16 protein-coding genes are annotated in these 18,937 nt (G+C 58.8%); 5 read left to right on the forward strand and 11 right to left on the reverse strand.

The window, feature by feature from the left end:
• Nucleotides 1–20: 20 nt before the first annotated feature.
• Entirely contained in the window at nucleotides 21–722 is a 702-nt protein-coding gene (locus NE852_RS21700) for a DUF1013 domain-containing protein (protein WP_258156081.1), read from the forward strand.
• Between the two features lie 68 nt (nucleotides 723–790).
• Here NE852_RS21700 and NE852_RS21705 read toward each other — a convergent pair whose 3' ends face one another.
• The 3 genes from NE852_RS21705 to NE852_RS21715 form a co-directional block, all read right to left on the reverse strand.
• The gene (locus NE852_RS21705; protein ID WP_008528685.1) at nucleotides 791–1,726 is read right to left on the reverse strand and encodes a flagellin; all 936 of its coding nucleotides are present in this window, start codon (nucleotides 1,724–1,726) and stop codon (nucleotides 791–793) included.
• Nucleotides 1,727–1,881: 155 nt separating this feature from the next.
• Nucleotides 1,882–3,792, reverse strand: a complete 1,911-nt coding sequence (locus NE852_RS21710; protein WP_258156082.1) for a propionyl-CoA synthetase — start codon at nucleotides 3,790–3,792, stop codon at nucleotides 1,882–1,884.
• An 82-nt stretch (nucleotides 3,793–3,874) separates the two neighbouring features.
• Complete coding sequence (locus NE852_RS21715; protein WP_008528691.1) at nucleotides 3,875–4,534, reverse strand: YggS family pyridoxal phosphate-dependent enzyme; 660 nt, start codon at nucleotides 4,532–4,534, stop codon at nucleotides 3,875–3,877.
• Between the two features lie 201 nt (nucleotides 4,535–4,735).
• On the opposite strand from NE852_RS21715, the gene leuS reads away from it, so the two are divergent.
• The 3 genes from leuS to holA are packed head-to-tail and all read left to right on the forward strand — an operon-like array spanning nucleotide 4,736 to nucleotide 8,928.
• Nucleotides 4,736–7,366, forward strand: a complete 2,631-nt coding sequence (gene leuS / locus NE852_RS21720; RefSeq protein WP_258156083.1) for a leucine--tRNA ligase — start codon at nucleotides 4,736–4,738, stop codon at nucleotides 7,364–7,366.
• Nucleotides 7,356–7,877, forward strand: a complete 522-nt coding sequence (lptE, locus tag NE852_RS21725; protein WP_008528695.1) for an LPS assembly lipoprotein LptE — start codon at nucleotides 7,356–7,358, stop codon at nucleotides 7,875–7,877. The genes leuS and lptE overlap by 11 nt, the downstream gene beginning before the upstream one ends.
• Before the next feature lie 10 nt (nucleotides 7,878–7,887).
• Nucleotides 7,888–8,928, forward strand: coding sequence for a DNA polymerase III subunit delta (gene holA, locus NE852_RS21730; RefSeq protein WP_258156084.1), 1,041 nt, complete (start codon nucleotides 7,888–7,890; stop codon nucleotides 8,926–8,928).
• Here the strand turns inward: holA and NE852_RS21735 are convergent, their stop codons facing one another.
• The 8 genes from NE852_RS21735 to hemE all read right to left on the reverse strand — a co-directional run bounded on the left by NE852_RS21735 (nucleotide 8,929) and on the right by hemE (nucleotide 17,709).
• Nucleotides 8,929–9,810, reverse strand: a complete 882-nt coding sequence (locus NE852_RS21735; protein ID WP_008528698.1) for a ParB/RepB/Spo0J family partition protein — start codon at nucleotides 9,808–9,810, stop codon at nucleotides 8,929–8,931.
• Nucleotides 9,811–9,840: 30 nt separating this feature from the next.
• The gene (locus NE852_RS21740; protein WP_008528700.1) at nucleotides 9,841–10,635 is read right to left on the reverse strand and encodes a ParA family protein; all 795 of its coding nucleotides are present in this window, start codon (nucleotides 10,633–10,635) and stop codon (nucleotides 9,841–9,843) included.
• Nucleotides 10,636–10,654: 19 nt separating this feature from the next.
• A complete protein-coding gene (gene rsmG, locus NE852_RS21745) occupies nucleotides 10,655–11,272 on the reverse strand; it encodes a 16S rRNA (guanine(527)-N(7))-methyltransferase RsmG (RefSeq protein ID WP_008528701.1) in 618 nt (205 codons plus the stop codon).
• A 24-nt stretch (nucleotides 11,273–11,296) separates the two neighbouring features.
• Entirely contained in the window at nucleotides 11,297–13,174 is a 1,878-nt protein-coding gene (gene mnmG, locus NE852_RS21750; RefSeq protein WP_008528703.1) for a tRNA uridine-5-carboxymethylaminomethyl(34) synthesis enzyme MnmG, read from the reverse strand.
• Between the two features lie 73 nt (nucleotides 13,175–13,247).
• Nucleotides 13,248–14,567, reverse strand: a complete 1,320-nt coding sequence (gene mnmE / locus NE852_RS21755; protein ID WP_037172035.1) for a tRNA uridine-5-carboxymethylaminomethyl(34) synthesis GTPase MnmE — start codon at nucleotides 14,565–14,567, stop codon at nucleotides 13,248–13,250.
• Nucleotides 14,568–14,673: 106 nt separating this feature from the next.
• Entirely contained in the window at nucleotides 14,674–15,939 is a 1,266-nt protein-coding gene (gene rho, locus NE852_RS21760) for a transcription termination factor Rho (RefSeq protein WP_003571435.1), read from the reverse strand.
• Between the two features lie 199 nt (nucleotides 15,940–16,138).
• A complete protein-coding gene (gene hemJ / locus NE852_RS21765; protein WP_037172037.1) occupies nucleotides 16,139–16,675 on the reverse strand; it encodes a protoporphyrinogen oxidase HemJ in 537 nt (178 codons plus the stop codon).
• Between the two features lie 2 nt (nucleotides 16,676–16,677).
• Entirely contained in the window at nucleotides 16,678–17,709 is a 1,032-nt protein-coding gene (gene hemE, locus NE852_RS21770; RefSeq protein WP_008528708.1) for a uroporphyrinogen decarboxylase, read from the reverse strand.
• Nucleotides 17,710–18,108: 399 nt separating this feature from the next.
• On the opposite strand from hemE, the gene NE852_RS21775 reads away from it, so the two are divergent.
• On the forward strand, nucleotides 18,109–18,930 hold the full coding sequence (locus NE852_RS21775; RefSeq protein WP_258156085.1) for a pyruvate, water dikinase regulatory protein: 822 nt from the start codon (nucleotides 18,109–18,111) through the stop codon (nucleotides 18,928–18,930).
• Nucleotides 18,931–18,937: the final 7 nt, after the last annotated feature.

Below are 18,937 nucleotides of genomic sequence, written 5' to 3' on the forward strand. Positions count from 1 at the left end.
ACGATAGAAGGACTATATCCATGGCTCAAACACTGCTCATGCCGAAGGCGACCGCCATCTGGCTCGTCGACAACACGGCACTGTCTTTCGATCAGATCGCGCAGTTCTGCAAACTGCATCCGCTCGAAGTCAAGGCGATCGCCGACGGCGAAGCGGCGCAGGGCATCAAGGGCCTCGACCCGATCTCGACCGGCCAGCTTTCGCGCGACGAGATTGCCCGTGCCGAAGCCAACCCGAACCACAAGCTCAAGCTTTCCGAGCCGAAGGTGCGCGTACCGGAATCCAAGCGCCGCGGCCCACGTTATACGCCGGTTTCCAAGCGCCAGGATCGCCCGAACGCCATTCTCTGGCTCGTCCGCAACCACCCGGAACTGAAGGACGCGCAGATTTCCCGCCTCGTCGGAACGACGAAATCGACGATCGAGCAGATCCGCGAGCGCACCCACTGGAACTCCGCCAATCTGGCGCCGATGGATCCGGTGACACTCGGCCTCTGCAGCCAGATCGATCTCGATATGGAAGTGGAAAAGGCATCCAAGGGCCGTCCGCTGCCCACCGCCGCCGAACTCGGCGCAACGCTGCAATCGGCTCAGGAGACGGAACGCCTGACCCCGAGCTACGAGCGCGAAGAGGAAAAGGAAATCGACGCCGACGCCGTCTTCCGCAAGCTGAGCTCGCTGCGTTCGGCCCCGAAGGACGAAGAAGAAGACGATCAGTACTGAGATACCAGCCATCTCGTCAAAACCCCGCCGAACCGGCGGGGTTTTTTGTTGGGGTTGCCTGCTTCGAATTAGCTGCGGAACAGGGTGAGGATGTTCTGTGCGGAGCTATTGGCGATCGAGAGCGACTGGACGGCGAGCTGCTGTTGCGTCTGCAGCGCCGAGAGCTTGCTCGATTCCTCTTCCATATCGGCATCGACGAGACGACCGACGCCTGAATCGATCGAATTATGAAGGCCGCTGACGAAGTTTTCCTGCAGCTGTATCCGGGTCGAGATCGAACCGAGAGCCGAGCCGGCCGCTGTCATGGCGCCAAAAACAAGTTCGACGCCGGTCAAGGCTCCATCAAGCTGACCCTGCGTGAAAGTGCTGATGTCGAGGGCATAGATTGACGGCATGACGATTGCGACGCCGCCGTAGGTTCCGTTGAATGCCGTACCGATGATGCCGCTGGTGGTCTCGATCGCGCCGGTGGAGGTCATGCCGAAGAGCACGTTTCCGAGTGTTCCTGAATCCAGTACGTAATCGGTCATCTTGACCGATACAGCATTGCTGCCGTCGCGAACGAAGGACGAGACGACGCTCTTGGTGCCGGAAGCACCGGCGACCCAGTTTTCGCCGGAGAAGGAAGCCGATTGGGCGATGCTCAGCAGCTGCTGCTGCAGCTGGCTGATTTCCTGCTGGATCTTCGTCTTGTCGACGCCCTTTTCGGTGGCGGCAACGATCTTCGCCTTGATTTCGCTGACGACGTCGATCGCGCTGCTCATGGCTGAATAGGCGGTATCGACCTTGGCTGCGCCGAGGCCGAGAGCATCGGAGACTGCCGAAAGCGCCTTGTTGTCGGAGCGCATGGTCGTTGCGATCGACCAGTAGGCGGCGTTGTCGGCTGCTTTTTCGACACGATAACCGGAGGAAACGCGACCCTGGGTGTCCTTGAGGCTATCGTTTACACCGCGCAAAGTCTGCAGCGCTGCCATGGCAGCGTTGTTTGTGAGGATGCTTGTCATGATCCGTTCCACAGTCTGAGAGAAAGGGGCATTCCGGACTAGGCCGGTAACGGCGACTGCATCATGCAAAGCCTGCTATGCAAGCCATCGCCGTTAACAAATCCTTGCGCAAGATGGTTAACAATTTCTCAATCAGGCTTATCGAAAGCTTAATTTCACATTGGCAGGGAGCCGAAACCACGCCTGCGAAGCGCCTCGGCGATCTCCTCCAGAATCGCCGGATCGTCAATGGTTGCAGGCATTTTCCAGGGTATGCCGTCGGCAATTTTCTGCATCGTGCCGCGCAGGATTTTGCCGGAGCGCGTTTTCGGCAATCTGTTAACGGTGATGGCGGTTTTGAAGGCTGCGACAGGCCCGATTGATTCGCGAATCATCGCGACGACCTCTGATTCGACCGCCGCCGTTTCACGGGAAACATGCCGTTTCAGTACTAGGAAACCGCAGGGTGCCTGCCCCTTCAGCGGGTCATTCACGCCGATGACCGCGCATTCGGCGACATCGGGATGGCGCGCGCAGACCTCCTCCATCGCTCCGGTCGAAAGCCGATGACCAGCGCAATTGATGATGTCGTCAGTGCGCGACATGATGAAGAGGTAGCCGTCCTCATCGACATAGCCGGCGTCGGCCGTCTTGTAGTAGCCGGGAAACTCGTTGAGATAGGCCGATCGGAAGCGATCGTCCGCCTCCCAGAGGGTGGGCAGGCAGCCGGGCGGCAGCGGCAACTTCACGACGATATTGCCGAGCGTTCCCGCCTCGATCGGATGGCCGGCATCGTCGAATACCATAATCTCGTAACCGGGCATTGGCAGCGTCGGCGATCCGTGTTTGACGGGAAGGGCGCCGAGACCGAGCGGATTTGCTGCGATCGGCCAGCCGGTCTCCGTCTGCCACCAATGATCGATGACCGGTACGCCAAGCATGCGCTCCGCCCATTTCAGCGTCTCGGGATCGGCCCTTTCGCCGGCGAGAAACAGTGCCCGGAAATCCGGCATGGGATAATTCCGCAGCAGTTCGCCTTCACCGTCTTCCCGCCGGATGGCGCGGAACGCGGTCGGCGCCGTGAAGAGCACGCGCACCTTGTATTCCGAAACGATCCGCCAGAACGCACCGGCATCGGGAGTGCCGACCGGCTTTCCCTCGAAGATCAGTGTCGTCACACCCGCGATCAGCGGGGCATAGACGATATAGGAATGACCGACGACCCAGCCGATATCGGAAGCCGTCCAGAAGACCTCGCCCGGCGTCAGGCCGTAAATATTCCGCATCGACCAGCTGAGCGCGACCATATGACCGCCATTGTCGCGCACGACGCCCTTCGGCTGGCCGGTCGTGCCGGAGGTGTAGAGGATGTAGAGCGGATCGGTCGCCTTGACGGGAACGCAGGCGACCTCTGCGCCGCGATGGCGCGCGACCGCCATCTCGAAATCCTGATCGCGGCCGCTGACGAGATCGGCCTGAAGCTGCGGCCGCTGCAGCACCAGGCAGTGCACCGGCTTTACCCGCGCGATCTCGATCGCCTGGTCAACCAGCGGCTTGTAGGCAACGACGCGGCCGGGCTCGAGCCCGCAACTCGCGGTGATCACCAGCTTGGCGCCGCTGTCGTCGATGCGCGCCGCAAGCTCACTAGCGGCAAAACCGCCGAAAACGACGGAATGAACCGCGCCGATGCGGGCGCATGCGAGCATGGAGAACACCGCCTGCGGCACCATCGGCATATAGAGGATCACACGATCACCCTTGCCGATACCAAGCTCGAGCAATACCGCAGCGATGGCCCTCACCTCGGCGAGCGCCTCGTCATAAGTGTAACGGCGTTTCTCGCCGGTCATCGCGCTGTCGAAGATGATCGCCGTTTCGCTACCGCGTCCTGAAATCACATGCCGGTCCAGGCAGTTGGCGCAGGTATTGGTCTCGGCCTCTGGAAACCATCGGCCATAGACGCCCTCTTCAGGCGAGAATATCCGCTCCGGCGGCGTGAACCAGTCGATTTCGGCGGCGGCTTCGCGCCAGAATGCTTCCGGATCACGTTTCCAGGCGGCATAGGCCTGATGATAACCGTTCTGCATCTGCTCCTCCCCAGGACATCGCAAACGTCGATATCAATTTAGACGGGGTGGGGGAGGACGGGAAGCCCGACCAAAGCAGGTATCAGCGCGCGCCGAAAATCGCGGATCCGACACGCACGCTGGTGGCGCCGAATGCGATCGCTGTCTCGTAGTCGCCCGACATGCCCATGGAGAGTTTTTCGACGCCGCATTTGCGGGCAAGCTTTGCCAGCAGTGCGAAATGCGGCCCGGGATTTTCCTCGGCCGGCGGAATGCACATCAACCCGTCGATGGATAGGCCAAGCACTTTGCGGCAAAGAGCGACGAAATCGGGCGTATCGGCCGGAGCGATGCCCGCCTTCTGCGGCTCGAGCCCGGTATTGACCTGGACGTAAAGCCGCGGCGTTTTGCCCTGCCGCTTCATCTCCTCGGCAAGCGCGCGGGCGATCTTTTCCCTGTCCACTGTCTCGATCACGTCGAAAAGCGCCACCGCATCCGCCGCCTTGTTCGATTGCAGCGGCCCGATCAGGTGCAGCTCTATGTCAGGATGCTCAGCCTTCAGATCAGGCCATTTGCCCTGGCTTTCCTGCACCCGGTTCTCGCCGAAGACGCGCTGGCCGGCGTCGATCGCCGGGTGGATCGCATCCGCCTCGAAGGTCTTCGACACGGCGACGAGCTGAACGGAGCCAGCCGGGCGGCCTGCCGCGCGTTCGCCTGCCGCAATCCGCGACCATACCTCGTTCAAGCGCTCTTGAAGTTCCATCGTTTCGTCTCGACATACCTGCATGAAAGAATTGGCAATGAACTAACCGTCCCTTCTGTGCTTGCCAAGACCCGCCTTTGGCGAAATCGCCCGGCCAGTATTGAGATCGGACGCCTGCGGCGCCTGCAAAACTTGACGCTACGGTGGTTTCATGGTGAAGGTCTCGGCCAACTCCCCTGATTTTCCGGAATTTCGAATACCATGGCCACCGAACGTTATAATCCGCGCGATGCCGAGCCCCGCTGGCAGCAGAAATGGAACGAAGACAAGGTCTTTGAGACAGACAACGCCGATCCGCGCGAAAAATACTACGTCCTCGAAATGTTCCCCTATCCGTCGGGGCGCATCCACATGGGCCATGTCCGCAACTACGCCATGGGCGACGTCGTCGCCCGCTACAAGCGCGCCCGCGGCTACAACGTCCTGCATCCGATGGGCTGGGACGCCTTCGGCATGCCGGCGGAAAACGCCGCAATGGAGCGCGGCGTTCATCCCGCCTCCTGGACCTATCAGAACATCGCCTCGATGAAGGCGCAGCTGAAGGCCATGGGCCTTTCGCTGGACTGGAGCCGCGAATTCGCCACCTGCGATGTCGAATATTACCAGCATCAGCAGCATCTGTTCCTGGATTTCCTGGAGAAGGGACTGGTCTACCGCAAGCAGTCGAAGGTGAACTGGGATCCTGTCGACAATACCGTGCTCGCCAACGAGCAGGTGATCGACGGCCGCGGCTGGCGTTCCGGCGCGCTGGTCGAACAGCGTGAGCTGACGCAGTGGTTCTTCAAGATCACCGATTTCAGCCAGGATCTGCTGGACGCGCTCGACACGCTCGATCAGTGGCCGGAAAAAGTGCGCCTGATGCAGAAGAACTGGATCGGCCGCTCGGAAGGCTTGACGATCCGCTGGGAGATCGTGCCGGAAACGGCGCCTGCTGGCGAGGCCGAAATCACGGTCTATACGACCCGGCCGGATACGCTGTTCGGCGCCTCCTTCCTGGCGATTTCAGCCGATCATCCGCTGGCAAAGGATGCCGCGGCGAAGACCCCTGAGATCGAAGCCTTCTGCGAGGAATGCCGCCGCGCCGGCACGTCGCTCGCTGCACTCGAGACCGCCGAAAAGAAGGGCCTGGATACCGGCATCCGCGTCCGGCATCCGCTCGACCCCTCCTGGGAGCTGCCCGTATACATCGCCAATTTCGTCCTGATGGATTACGGCACGGGCGCGATCTTCGGCTGCCCCTCCGGCGACCAGCGCGACCTCGACTTTGCCCGGAAATACGGCTTGCCGGTCGTGCCCGTCGTCATGCCGAGTGATGGCGATGCCGCAAGCTTTGCCGTGGGCGACACCGCCTATGACGGTGATGGCGTGATGATCAATTCGCGCTTCCTCGACGGCAAGACGACCGAGGAGGCCTTCAATATCGTCGCCGACCAGCTGTCGGCCGCCTCGCTCGGCAATACGCCGCAGGGCGAGCGGAAGACCAATTTCCGCCTGCGCGATTGGGGTATTTCGCGCCAGCGTTATTGGGGCTGCCCGATCCCGGTCATTCACTGCGATGCTTGCGGCGTCGTACCGGTGCCGAAGAAGGATCTTCCGGTCAAGCTGCCTGAAGACGTGACCTTCGACCAGCCCGGCAATCCGCTCGACCGCCATCCGACCTGGCGTCATGTCTCCTGCCCGAACTGCGGCAAGGATGCCCGCCGCGAGACGGACACGATGGACACGTTCGTCGATTCGAGCTGGTATTTCACTCGCTTCACCGCGCCCTGGGAAGGAAAGCCGACCGATCCTGAGGCGGCTAACCGTTGGCTGCCGGTCGATCAATATATTGGCGGCATCGAGCATGCGATCCTGCACCTGCTCTATTCCCGCTTCTTTACCCGCGCCATGCGCGAGACCGGGCATGTAGCCGCTACCGAGCCTTTCAAGGGTCTTTTCACCCAGGGCATGGTGGTCCACGAGACTTACAGCCGTGGCGCTGGCTCCAGCCGTGACTGGGTAGCGCCTGCCGACATCCGCATCGAAGAAATCGACGGCAAACGCCGCGCTTTCCTGCTGGCGACCAATGAGGAAGTCTCGATCGGTTCGATCGAGAAGATGTCGAAATCGAAGAAGAATGTCGTCGATCCCGACGACATCATCGCCTCCTACGGCGCCGATACCGCCCGCTTCTTCGTTCTCTCCGACTCGCCGCCGGAGCGCGACGTCATCTGGTCGGAAGCTGGCGTAGAGGGCGCCCATCGTTTCACCCAGCGCCTGTGGCGTCTGATTTCCGAAGCGGCGGAAGCCTTGTCTGCTGTTGCGCCGGCGCCTGCTGGTGAAGGGGAAGCGCTGGCGATCTCCCAGGCCGCCCACAAGACTCTGAAGGCTGTCCAGAACGACTACGACAAGCTCTGGTTCAACAAGGCCGTTGCCCGCATTTATGAACTGGTCAATGCGCTCGCCGCGCCGCTGACGAAGGTCGCTGCCGGCGAGGGTGATGCCGCCTATCGCGCGGCGGCGCGAGATGCCGCGGAAATCCTGATCCAGCTCGTCGCACCGATGACCCCGCATCTTGCGGAAGAGTGCTGGGCAGCACTCGGCAACGACGGGCTGCTCGCCCGCACTGGCTGGCCGCGCTACGACGAGACGCTCGTGATGGAAAACGACGTCGTCCTGCCCGTGCAGATCAACGGCAAGAAGCGCGCTGAATTGACAATTTCTCGCGACGCAGATCAGAATGCCGTCACCAACGCCGTGCTGGATCTGGAGGCGGTGAAGAACGCGCTGAATGGGCAGGCACCGAAGAAAATCATCGTGGTTCCCCAAAGGATTGTGAACATTGTCGTCTGATATCGCTTGCAAGCTGGCCCGCAATGCCGGCATCGCCATGATCCTTGCCTCCGCGGCTTTTCTCTCTGCCTGCCAGGTTCGGCCGCTTTACTCCGAAAGCTCCGGCGTCGTTGAGAAGCTTTCCTCGGTCGGGTTTTCCGAGGCAACAAGCCGGGTCGAGCAGCAGGTTCGCAACCGGCTAATCTTCCTCGCCTCACGTGGCGCCGGCGAAGCGGTCAACCCGCAATATCAGGTCGAGCTGCGCGCCGCTTCCGCTGTGGCCGAAACGCTGCTGGCGAAATCGGGCGATACGTCGAAAGCCGGTCGCGTGACTGTCAACGTCATCTACACGCTGCATGCCACGACCGACGGACACGTGATCAAAGCCGGCAGCCGCCAGGCCACGGCGCTCGTGGATTTCTCCGAACAGCGATTCGCCAAGCAAAGGGCGATCCGCGATGCGGAAAACCGCGCTGCGGACCAGGCCGCGGAATTCGTAGGAGCCGATATCGCCGCCGCCCTCAGCCGCTGAGGGCGGGGATGTGGCAGAGATAAAATCCCACGAATTCGAAAGCTTTCTGCAGAAATCCGCGCAGAACTATCGGATCTTCGTCATTTACGGCCCGGATCGCGGCCTCGTATCCGAACGCGCGGGCCTGCTCGCCGGCAAGACCGGCGTCGCTCTGGATGACCCGTTCTCACTGACGAAACTCGACATTAGCGATTTGCAGAAGGATCCGGGGCGGCTGGTCGACGAAGCCCAATCGATCGGTCTGTTCGGTGGCGAGAAGTTGATTTGGGTCCGCGGCGCCGCCAACGAAAAATATCTAGTCGATTCGCTCACGCTGCTAGCCGACAAGCCGCTCGAAGCCGCCTATCTGATCGTCGAGGCGGGCGACCTCAAGAAGGGTTCCCTGCTTCGCAAGGCCGCAGAAGCGGCACGCTCCATCATGACGATCCCCTCTTATGCCGATGACAGCCGCGCGCTGAACGGCTTGATCGACGCCGAACTTGGCGCCGAAAAGCTTGCCATAACACCAGCCGCGCGTCAGGCGTTGGTGGCATTGATCGGCGGCGACCGGATCGCCTCCCGCAACGAAGTGCGAAAGCTTGCGCTTTATTGCCGCGGTCTCAACACGATCGAGGAACATCACGTTACCGAAATAATTGGCGACGCTAGCGCAATCTCGGTCGATGACGCTGTGGACGCTATTCTCGGTGGTGACCTAAACGCTTTTCTGCACGCTATGCAGAAGATAAGCAGCTCAAAAACCGCGATCTTTCTTGTGCTGCAGGCATGTCTGAAGCAATTCCAGCTACTGGATATGATGCGCGCTGAAATGGAAGAAAAACGCGTACAGGTGCCGCAAATCATGCAGACGATGGGCCGGCATCTTCACTTCCGCCGTAAGCCGATCATCGAGCAGGCGCTGCGCCACTGGACCGCCGAGAGCATTGCGCGTGAATCCAATCGCCTGCAGGCGGCAATTCTGCAAAGCCGGCGGCGGCAGGTGCTGGAAGATAGCGTTGCGATGCAAACGCTACTTTCCACCACCCTTCAATCCGGCCGCAGATCAGCCTGATTACCGTCTTTCTAGCAAACGGCAGATCTCTTCGAGCTGCTCAAGGGATTTGTAGGAAATTTTAATCTGGCCGCCGCTTGCCTTGTGATTGATCGCAACGTCAAGACCGAGTGCGTCGGAAAGAGTGCGCTCCAAAGCAAGCGTGTCGGAATCCTTCTGATCCCGCCGCAAGGCCGACTGCTGGGGTTCCGATTGCGCCTTGATGTTGTTCTGCGCGAGCTTTTCGGCGTCGCGTACCGACATGCCCTTGGCAACGATCGTGCGGGCCAGGCTAACAGGATCCGGTGTTGAAACAAGCGCACGGGCGTGGCCCGCCGACAGGCTCCCCGCAGCAAGCAGATCGCGAACCGGATCGGGCAACTTCAACAGGCGCAAAGAGTTGGCGACATGACTCCGGCTTTTGCCGATAATTTCACCGAGATCGTTCTGGGTATAACCATATTCCGCGATCAGCTGGTCATATCCCAAAGCCTCTTCGAGGGGATTGAGGTCGGCTCGTTGAACGTTTTCGACAATGGCGATTTCGAGTGCCGTCTTGTCATCGACGTCGCGGATAATGACCGGGATCTCGATCAGCCCGGCAAGCTGGGCTGCGCGCCAGCGTCGCTCACCGGCAATGATTTCATATTGATCTCGCGACATCGTCCGCACCACGATCGGCTGAACGATCCCGTGCTGGCGAATAGAACTGGCAAGATCGTGGAGTTCCGTGTCATCGAAGAAACGACGGGGATTGCGAGGGTTGCGGCTGACGAATTCGATCGGGATCATCCTGTCGGCGCTGACAGCCCGCTCGGCCTCCACCGGAACCGGTTGATCCATTTCGCCGATCAGCGCCGCAAGGCCGCGCCCCAGGCGTCTTTTCGATACATCGTCATTCATGACCTAAACCCTACACTTCATGCAATGATATCAGGCCGCCAGCCTCTGGCGTTCCCGCTGGATGACTTCGGAGGCCAGCTGCAGATAGGCCTGACTGCCCGCACATTTCAGATCATAAAGAATAGCAGGCTTGCCGTAGGACGGCGCCTCCGAAACCCGAACGTTGCGCGGAATTAACGTATGATAAACCTTCTCCCCGAGATGGGTGCGCACATCATTGACCACCTGCTGAGCAAGGTTGTTGCGTGCATCGAACATCGTCAAGACGATGCCCTGAATATCCAGCCTCGGATTGACAGTCCGGCGAACCTGGCTGACGGTCTCCAGTAGTTGGCTCAAACCTTCCAGCGCAAAGAATTCACATTGCAACGGCACCAGCACCGAGTGGGCGGCGGCCATGGCGTTCATCGTCAGCAGATTGAACGAGGGCGGGCAATCCAGAAGGATGTAGGAAAATGCCATCGCTTCGGGAGAGGACAATGCTTTCCGCAGCTTGAAAACACGATCGCTCTGCTGCGCGATCTCCATCTCCACGCCAAGCAGATCCATCGTCGACGGAATGATGAAGAGGTTAGGCACGGCGGTTTCCAGCGTGACATCGCTGATGCCGTGATCACCAACCATCAGATCATAGGAAGAGAGTTTGCGATTGCGGCGGTCAATACCGAGGCCGGTGCTGGCATTGCCCTGGGGATCGAGATCCACGATCAGGACACGCTCGCCAATGGCGGCCAGCGCCGTTGCCAGGTTGATGGCGGTGGTCGTTTTTCCAACCCCACCCTTCTGATTTGCGATGGTGATAATCCGATGTCGTTCGCCAGCCATTGCCGCAATATCCGATCTGTTAAACCAAGCGCCGGAGATTTGATATTTCCAAAATGACAGATTCCTGCTCGACGGCGCTCTTATGTTCTAACAGATCGAATTCCCACCGACCACGTGCTTTGTCGATTTCCCTCAGGTAATCCCGGCCTTTATGAAAGAAGGCACGACAATTTTCCTTGCCAAGCATCCAGGGCGCTGAATATCCAATGAGCCCCTCGAGATCGGCCAGCGCGCGTGCCGAGATCGCCGCGCATTCGCCGATTTGGGCATGGGCATCTTCGATTCGAACGGCGTGCACGCTGCCTCGCGCATCGGTCTCTCGTAGCGCTGTCCGCAGAAAGGCCGCCTTCTTATGGTTGCTCTCGACCAGATGCACCCATCCGCCCTGCAGCTCAGCCAGAAAAATAGCTGTAATGACGCCGGGAAAACCACCGCCGCTTCCCAGATCGACCCAAGTAACCGGCTCCGGATAGATCTGGAAGATCTGGCTGCTATCGGCCATATGCCGGCGCCATAAATCGTCGAGGGTGGACGGAGCCACCAGATTGATCGTTTTCGCCCATTTTTGAAAGAGCGCTGCGAAATGCTGAAGTCGCTCTTGTGTTTCACGTGAAACACGCAAACCGTTTAATTCCATTATGACGGACTCTCAAATTTTGTATCAGGCGCTCTGCCGGTCGGAGGCGTTTAGTCGACGCAAATGCACCAGCAACAACGCAATCGCCGCGGGTGTCATGCCCTCCACAACGGCCGCCTGGGAGATATTAAAGGGTCGGGCTGCGTCAAGCTTGGCCTTCAGCTCGTTGGAGAGCCCGGAGAGGGCGCCATAATTAAAGTCTGGCGGAATCTGCCGCTGCTCGTCACGCTGCTGGTCGGCGATCGCTGTGGCCTGCCGATCCATATAGACCGAATAACCCGCCTCGATCTCCAATGCCTCCGCGACCTTTGGCGTAACTGGTCCAAGAACCTCCGGCCAAACCCGTTGAAGCTCCGCAAAATCGTAGTTTGGATAAGACAGGAGATCGTAAGCGCTACGGCGTTGCCCATCCAGGTTGATATTCAGGCCGGCATGCCGCGCCTGGTTCGGGGTCACCGTCAGCGACTTCAAGAGCGCGCGACCAGCTCCAACTTCCGCCTGATAGGATGTGAATCGCTGTGCGCGCTCTTCGCTCACGCAGCCAAGCTGCATCGCCAGCGGCGTCAATCGCATGTCGGCATTATCTGCACGCAGGGTCAGCCGGTACTCGGCTCGCGATGTAAACATCCGATACGGTTCCGTAACACCTCGGGAAATCAAGTCGTCGATCATCACGCCGATATAGGAATTCGTCCGACTGAAATGGAACGGATCCGAATCGCTACTTTGCAATGCAGCATTCAAGCCTGCTGCAAGCCCCTGTGCCCCGGCTTCTTCGTAGCCGGTGGTGCCGTTAATTTGACCAGCCAGAAACAGCCCCTTCAGCCGCTTGACCTCTAGCGACGGCGTCAATTCTCTCGGATCGACATGATCATATTCGATCGCATAGCCCGGCTGCAGAATTCTTGCGGCCTCGAGACCCGGGATGGTCCGGATGAAGTCGGCTTGAACATCTGCCGGCAACGAGGTTGAAATCCCATTCGGGTAAACCGTGTCGTCATCCAGCCCCTCCGGTTCAAGAAAGACCTGGTGTCCATCCCGCTCTCCGAACTTGACCAGCTTATCCTCGATCGAAGGACAATATCTCGGCCCGACGCCCTCGATCTGTCCGGAATACATCGCCGAACGCATAATATTGTCGACAATGATGCGATGTGTCGCTTCAGTCGTCCGGGTCACACCGCATTCGATCTGTGGGGTTGTAATCGCATCTGTCATAAACGAGAAGGGAACAAGTTCTTCGTCGGCGCCTTGTCTGCCGACAGATTGCCAATCGATCGTCTTCCCGTCCAGCCGGGCAGGGGTGCCGGTCTTCAAACGACCCAACCGCAAACCAAGTCGCGCGAGGGTGGAAGACAATCCGAGCGAAGGTGCTTCCCCCACACGGCCGGCTGGCGTCTTGTCCGAGCCGATATGAATGAGACCTCGAAGAAATGTTCCCGTCGTCAGAACCACCGCCGGCGTCTTGAACGTACGGCCATCCTTCATGATCACTCCGGCGACACGACCATCGACGACGTCCAGGTCGAATGCATCACCTTCTATAATATCCAACCCCGGTGTTGCCTCGATCGCCGCCAGCATCGCCAAACGGTAAAGCTTTCTGTCAGCCTGCGTCCGCGGTCCCCGGACGGCTGCGCCTTTCTTCTTGTTCAGCATTCTGAATTGAATACCCGCGGCATCCGCGATACGGCCCATCAGGCCGCCCATGGCATCGATCTCGCGAACGAGATGACCTTTTCCAAGGCCGCCAATGGCAGGATTGCAGGACATGACGCCGATCGTGTCACGTCTATGTGTAACCAGGGCCGTTCTTGCACCAAGACGCGCGGCGGCACTGGCGGCCTCGGACCCCGCGTGGCCGCCACCAATCACGATGACATCATAGACTTTATCGGTCATTTCAAGACTCCAGATCCGGCCGGCGTTTCACGTGAAACCTATAGGTGGCCTGAGCCAAAAGGTTTCACGTGAATCATTTGCCGATACAAAACTCCGAGAAGATCACTCCAAGCAGCTGTTCAACATCCACCCGTCCGGTAATTCTTCCGAGATAGTCGGCGGCAATTCGAAGCTGTTCAGTCCGCAATTCAAGATTCAGATCCGTTTGTGAAACTGCCGCTTTTACCGCGGCTAAACATTTCGCCAGCGAATCTTTATGACGTTGCCGGCTGGGGATCGCCAGGGACAAGCCGCCGAAACGCTGTGCAACGATGCCGCCGATCAGCTGCCGCAGTTCCTCTAAACCCTCACCGGTCGTCGCCGAAATTTGCAGGTCATATTGATCCGAGGCGCTATCGATGAGATCACTCTTCGTCCCAACAGTAACATGGTGAGAACTAGCCTCCAAGTCGGCAGGCATCTCGGGGCGAGTCATATCAATGAGCAACAGAACAAGATCGGCGTCGCGAAGCGCAACACGGGCGCGCCGCACCCCTTCCATCTCAACCCTGTCGTCCGCGTCTCTAAGGCCAGCGGTATCATAGAGCTTGATCAGGTAGCCATCTATGTCGAGGTCCACCTGCAGCACGTCGCGTGTGGTTCCTGCGATATCGGTTACAATCGCCACATCACGACGCGCCAGGGCGTTGAGAAGGCTAGATTTGCCGGCATTTGGCGCACCGGCGATGACGACCTTGAAACCATCCCTGATGATCTCTCCCGTCGAAGCGGCCTGCAAATGCTGTTCGATATCGCGGCAGAGCTTTTCCATATCGTCCCAGACCAGGTCCGATACCGAACCTGGAATATCGTCCTCATCGGCGAAATCAAGCTCCGCCTCGATCAGAGCGCGGGCTCGCGTCAATCGTTCCGCCCACGAATCGTAAATTGCCGAAAGCCCGCCTGCACTATGCTCGACGGCCAGCCGGCGCTGCATTTCAGTCTCCGCGCCAATGAGATCAGCAAGCCCTTCAACCTCAACGAGGTCGAGCTTGCCGTTCTCGAAGGCTCGGCGGGAGAATTCTCCCTCGACGGCCATTCGAACTCCCGGAATATCGTCGAGCGCGTGAAACAACGCTGCCAGCACGGCCTTGCTGCCATGGATCTGCAATTCGGCAACATCCTCGCCGGTAAATGAGTTGGGCGCGGGAAAAAACAATGCCAGACCACTGTCTATCGGCTGGTTGTTACGAGTCCGAATCGTTCGATAGGCGGCCGTTCGACCGACGGGAACAGAGCCGATAAGGCTCGCCAATACCTCTCCGGTCAGTGGTCCGCTGATGCGAACAACCGAAACACCCGAGGGCGGCGCGCCGCTGGAAAGGGCATATATGGTGTCATTCATCATGGCCATGCCATCTGATCTGTCGGTTCGGGTCCGAATCGGTCTCTCTTAAATAGAAAAGCTGGCGGCATCACGACGACGCCACCAGCTTGCAATAATTGAATCCGGCTAAGGATTACGTGTTCATAGAATCGAAGAAGTCGGAATTGTTCTTCGTCTGCTTGAGCTTGTCGATGAGGAATTCGATCGCATCGGTCGTGCCCATCGGCGCAAGGATGCGGCGGAGCACGAAGATCTTCTGCAGATCCTGGCGTGGAACGAGGAGATCTTCCTTACGCGTGCCGGACTTGAGAATATCCATGGCCGGGAAGATACGCTTGTCGGCAACCTTGCGGTCGAGGACGATTTCCGAGTTGCCGGTACCCTTGAACTCTTCGAAGATGACTTCATCCATGCGGCTGCCGGTGTCGATCAGCGCCGTCGCAATGATCGTCAGAGAACCGCCTTCCTCGATATTACGGGCGGCACCGAAGAAGCGCTTCGGGCGTTGAAGCGCATTGGCGTCGACACCACCGGTCAGCACCTTGCCGGAAGAGGGAACGACCGTGTTGTAGGCGCGGCCGAGGCGTGTGATCGAATCGAGCAGGATGACAACGTCGCGCCCATGCTCGACCAGTCGCTTCGCTTTTTCGATGACCATTTCAGCCACCTGGACGTGACGCACGGCCGGTTCGTCAAAGGTCGAGGAGATAACCTCGCCTCGAACCGAGCGCTGCATATCAGTCACTTCCTCGGGACGCTCGTCGATGAGGAGAACGATGAGATAGCACTCCGGATGGTTCGCCGTGATCGAATGCGCGATGTTCTGCAGGAGCACAGTCTTACCGGTGCGCGGCGGTGCCACGATCAATCCGCGCTGACCCTTGCCGAGCGGCGCCACGAGATCGATCACGCGCGGCGACAGATCCTTGGATGTCGGAATATCGAGTTCCATCTTGAAGCGCTCGTTCGGATAGAGCGGCGTCAGATTGTCGAAATGAACCTTGTGACGGATCTTTTCCGGATCGTCGAAATTGATGGTGTTGACCTTGAGCAGCGCGAAATAACGCTCGCCTTCCTTCGGACCGCGGATCGGCCCTTCGACCGTATCGCCCGTCTTCAGCGAGAAACGGCGGATCTGCGACGGGGAGATATAGATATCGTCCGGACCCGGCAGGTAGTTGGCATTGGCGGAACGCAGAAAACCGAACCCATCCTGCAGCACTTCGACGACGCCTTCGCCGATGATTTCAACATCTTGGCTGGCAAGCATCTTGAGGATCGCAAACATCAGCTCCTGCTTGCGCATGGTGCTCGCATTTTCGACCTCGAGCGATTCGGCGAAAGCCAGAAGATCCGTCGGGGATTTGCTCTTAAGTTCCTGAAGCTTCATTTCAGCCATGAAGTGACCAATACTCTTTTCAATTTCGAAGGGGAAAGGCGATGTTGGGTCGTTTTCGGTACTGCGAAAGGGGCTCGCAGACGACTGAACTCTACACACATGCCACGAAGATGAGATGCGCGGAAAATAGCGACTCGTTATCGCTGCCGCAAGGGGGCTGCTTAAAATGAAGCAAATTTAACCTGAGGACGATTTGCCCTCAGAACGGCTTCACCACGACGAGGATAACGATCAGGATCATCAGCAAAGTCGGGGCCTCGTTCATGAATCGCCAATAGCGCGCGGAGCGGCGATTTTCATCTCGTTCAAACGCCCTGACGGCACGGCTGAAAAACATATGAACACCGGTCAGCAGTACGACGAGGCCAATTTTCGCATGCAGCCAGCCGCCGTGAAATCCATAGACCGACCAGGCGAGGTAGAGACCGAAAATCCAGGTCAGCATCATCGCCGGCGTCATGATGATCCGCAGCAACCGGCGCTCCATCACCTTGAACGTTTCCGATTGCACCGATCCTGGCTCGGCATCGGTGTGGTAGATGAAGAGCCGCGGCATATAGAACAAACCGGCCATCCAGGAGATGACCGCAATGATGTGCAGCGCCTTGATCCAGAGATAGAGATTGTCAGGGTTCCAGGCGAAAAGTCCGACCGCTATCAGCGCGAAGAAGGCCAGCGCAAAATGGGCGCGCCGTCGGGCATAGGCGCCTTGTTTCCGGTCCGTCTGCTTTTCCATCGTCACTTCAGGCCTCGTACGCGATCGACCAGCACACGCACATGCTCCGGGTCCGCCTGCGGCGTGATGCCGTGACCGAGATTGAAGATAAGCGGACCATTGCCGAGATGCTGGAGAATGTCGTCGATACCTTCTTCCATCGCCCGACCGCCGGCAACGACGCGCATCGGGTCGAGATTGCCCTGAACTGGCCCGTCCTTCTGAAGCTCGGCAGCAAAAGCCAGTGGGACCGACCAATCGAGGCCGATCGCATCCGCGCCTGTCTTTTGTCGGTAGGTTTTCAGCTGGTAACCTGCACCTTTCGCAAAAGCGATGATGCGGGCATGCGGCCGCCGCGATTTGATCGAAGCAATCATCCGCGCGACCGGCCTGATTGCGAACGCCTCGAATTCCTTCTCGCCAAGAACGCCAGCCCACGAATCGAAGATCTGCACCGCATCGGCGCCGGCATCGATCTGAGCGACGAGATAATCAGCCGACACATCCGCCAGCAGCATCAAAAGATGCTCGAAGGCCCTTGGGCGCTTGTAGGCGAAGAGGCGGGCAGGAGCCTGATCCGGCGTACCGTGACCGGCGATCATATAGGTCGCAACCGTCCAGGGCGCACCGCAGAAGCCGAGCAGCGTCGTCTCCCCAGGCAGCGCATCGCGCAACCGCCGCACCGTTTCCAGAACGGGCTGGAGGTAATCAACGATCCCTTCTCCATCCAATCTTCCAATGCCGGCTTCGTCGATCGGATCCATTTCAGGGCCATGCCCCTCTGTGAAACGAACGTTCCGCTTCATCGCATCGGGAATGACGAGAATATCGGAAAACAGGATCGCCGCATCGAAACCGTAGCGGCGGATCGGCTGCAATGTCACTTCGACGGCGTAATCGGGGGTGTAGCAGAGATCAAGAAAGCTCCCAGCCTTTGCCCGCGTCTCTCTGTATTCTGGGAGATAACGTCCTGCCTGTCTCATCAGCCAGAGAGGAGGCGGGGAGAGGTTTTCGCCATCGAGAACCCTCATGATCTTTCGGCGCGTGTCGCTCAAGCGCTTCTTCCCTATAAAAAATCAAAGATATTTAAAAGGTTTCTATTTCTTAGAGTCGGTGTCTATCAAGGATTAAAATCCATCCACCGCCGATGCCATTTGTCGCGCGCGCGCAGAGATCGGCGAAAGGATTCGCCAGTTGCACGCAAAGTTTGGGGAGAAGCCGAATCCGAAAATGATTCCAGCCTCTTCGGGACGAATGATTTTGTTCCTGCTTGTGGATAGGCTGTGGACCTGATCTAAAGAAGCTGAGCTGTTCCCCATCATCCACAGGGCCCGATGAAACCGATCTGCAAAATTCCAAATGTGGATAAGGCGGCATGTTTTCCCTTGCCCGGGACCGACCCGGCGCCTTAGCTCCCCATCATCCAGTCTTTTCAACAGGCAGCGGAAAATAGCGTGGAGAACAGAACGAACTTCTTTCATCTGCATCTGATTTCTGACTCGACGGGAGAGACTCTCATCTCGGCCGGCCGCGCCGCATCGGCTCAATTCAGATCCGCCCAGCCGATCGAGCATGTCTATCCCCTGATCCGCAATCGCAAGCAGCTGCTGCCGGTTTTGCAGGCGATCGATGAAGCACCCGGCATCGTGCTCTACACGATCGTCGATCGAGAGCTTGCGAACCTCATCGACGAGCGTTGCGCTGAAATGGGTGTTGCTTCGGTCAATGTGCTGGAGCCTGTCATGGGCGCGTTCCAGATTTATCTCGGTGCGCCGTCGCGCCGTCGCGTCGGGGCGCAGCACGTGATGAATGCCGGTTATTTCGCGCGCATCGAAGCGCTGAATTTCACCATGGATCACGACGACGGTCAGATGCCGGACGATTATAATGACGCCGATGTCGTTATCATCGGGATCAGCCGCACCTCGAAGACGCCGACCAGCATCTACCTTGCCAACCGCGGCATCAAGACGGCGAACATTCCGATCGTCTATGGCGTACCCCTGCCGGAGAGCCTGTTTGCTGCAACGAAACCGCTGATCGTCTGTCTCATCGCCACCACCGACCGCATCTCCCAGGTCCGGGAAAACCGCATCCTCGGAACGACGCAAGGCTTCGACCGCGAACATTATACGGATCGCGCCGCGATCTCCGAGGAGTTGAAATATGCCCGTTCGATCTGCTCCCGCCACAACTGGCCGCTGATCGACGTCACCCGCCGCTCGATCGAGGAAACGGCGGCGGCAATTGTTGCTCTGCGCCCGAAGCTGCGCTAAGCGCTGA

Origin of the sequence: Rhizobium sp. Pop5 (genome assembly GCF_024721175.1) — a bacterium.
In the GTDB taxonomy this organism is placed as follows: domain Bacteria; phylum Pseudomonadota; class Alphaproteobacteria; order Rhizobiales; family Rhizobiaceae; genus Rhizobium.

Excerpts from the sequence above, each read along its gene's own strand:
- hemJ (WP_037172037.1), bottom strand. The coding sequence starts at position 16,675 with ATGGAAAAGCAGACGGACCGGAAACAAGGCGCCTATGCCCGACGGCGC.
- mnmE (WP_037172035.1), bottom strand. The coding sequence starts at position 14,567 with ATGGCCATGATGAATGACACCATATATGCCCTTTCCAGCGGCGCGCCG.
- NE852_RS21700 (WP_258156081.1), top strand. The coding sequence starts at position 21 with ATGGCTCAAACACTGCTCATGCCGAAGGCGACCGCCATCTGGCTCGTC.
- NE852_RS21710 (WP_258156082.1), bottom strand. The coding sequence starts at position 3,792 with ATGCAGAACGGTTATCATCAGGCCTATGCCGCCTGGAAACGTGATCCG.
- NE852_RS21705 (WP_008528685.1), bottom strand. The coding sequence starts at position 1,726 with ATGACAAGCATCCTCACAAACAACGCTGCCATGGCAGCGCTGCAGACT.
- NE852_RS21740 (WP_008528700.1), bottom strand. The coding sequence starts at position 10,635 with ATGGCTGGCGAACGACATCGGATTATCACCATCGCAAATCAGAAGGGT.
- rsmG (WP_008528701.1), bottom strand. The coding sequence starts at position 11,272 with ATGGAATTAAACGGTTTGCGTGTTTCACGTGAAACACAAGAGCGACTT.
- NE852_RS21735 (WP_008528698.1), bottom strand. The coding sequence starts at position 9,810 with ATGAATGACGATGTATCGAAAAGACGCCTGGGGCGCGGCCTTGCGGCG.
- mnmG (WP_008528703.1), bottom strand. The coding sequence starts at position 13,174 with ATGACCGATAAAGTCTATGATGTCATCGTGATTGGTGGCGGCCACGCG.
- leuS (WP_258156083.1), top strand. The coding sequence starts at position 4,736 with ATGGCCACCGAACGTTATAATCCGCGCGATGCCGAGCCCCGCTGGCAG.
- rho (WP_003571435.1), bottom strand. The coding sequence starts at position 15,939 with ATGGCTGAAATGAAGCTTCAGGAACTTAAGAGCAAATCCCCGACGGAT.
- NE852_RS21715 (WP_008528691.1), bottom strand. The coding sequence starts at position 4,534 with ATGGAACTTCAAGAGCGCTTGAACGAGGTATGGTCGCGGATTGCGGCA.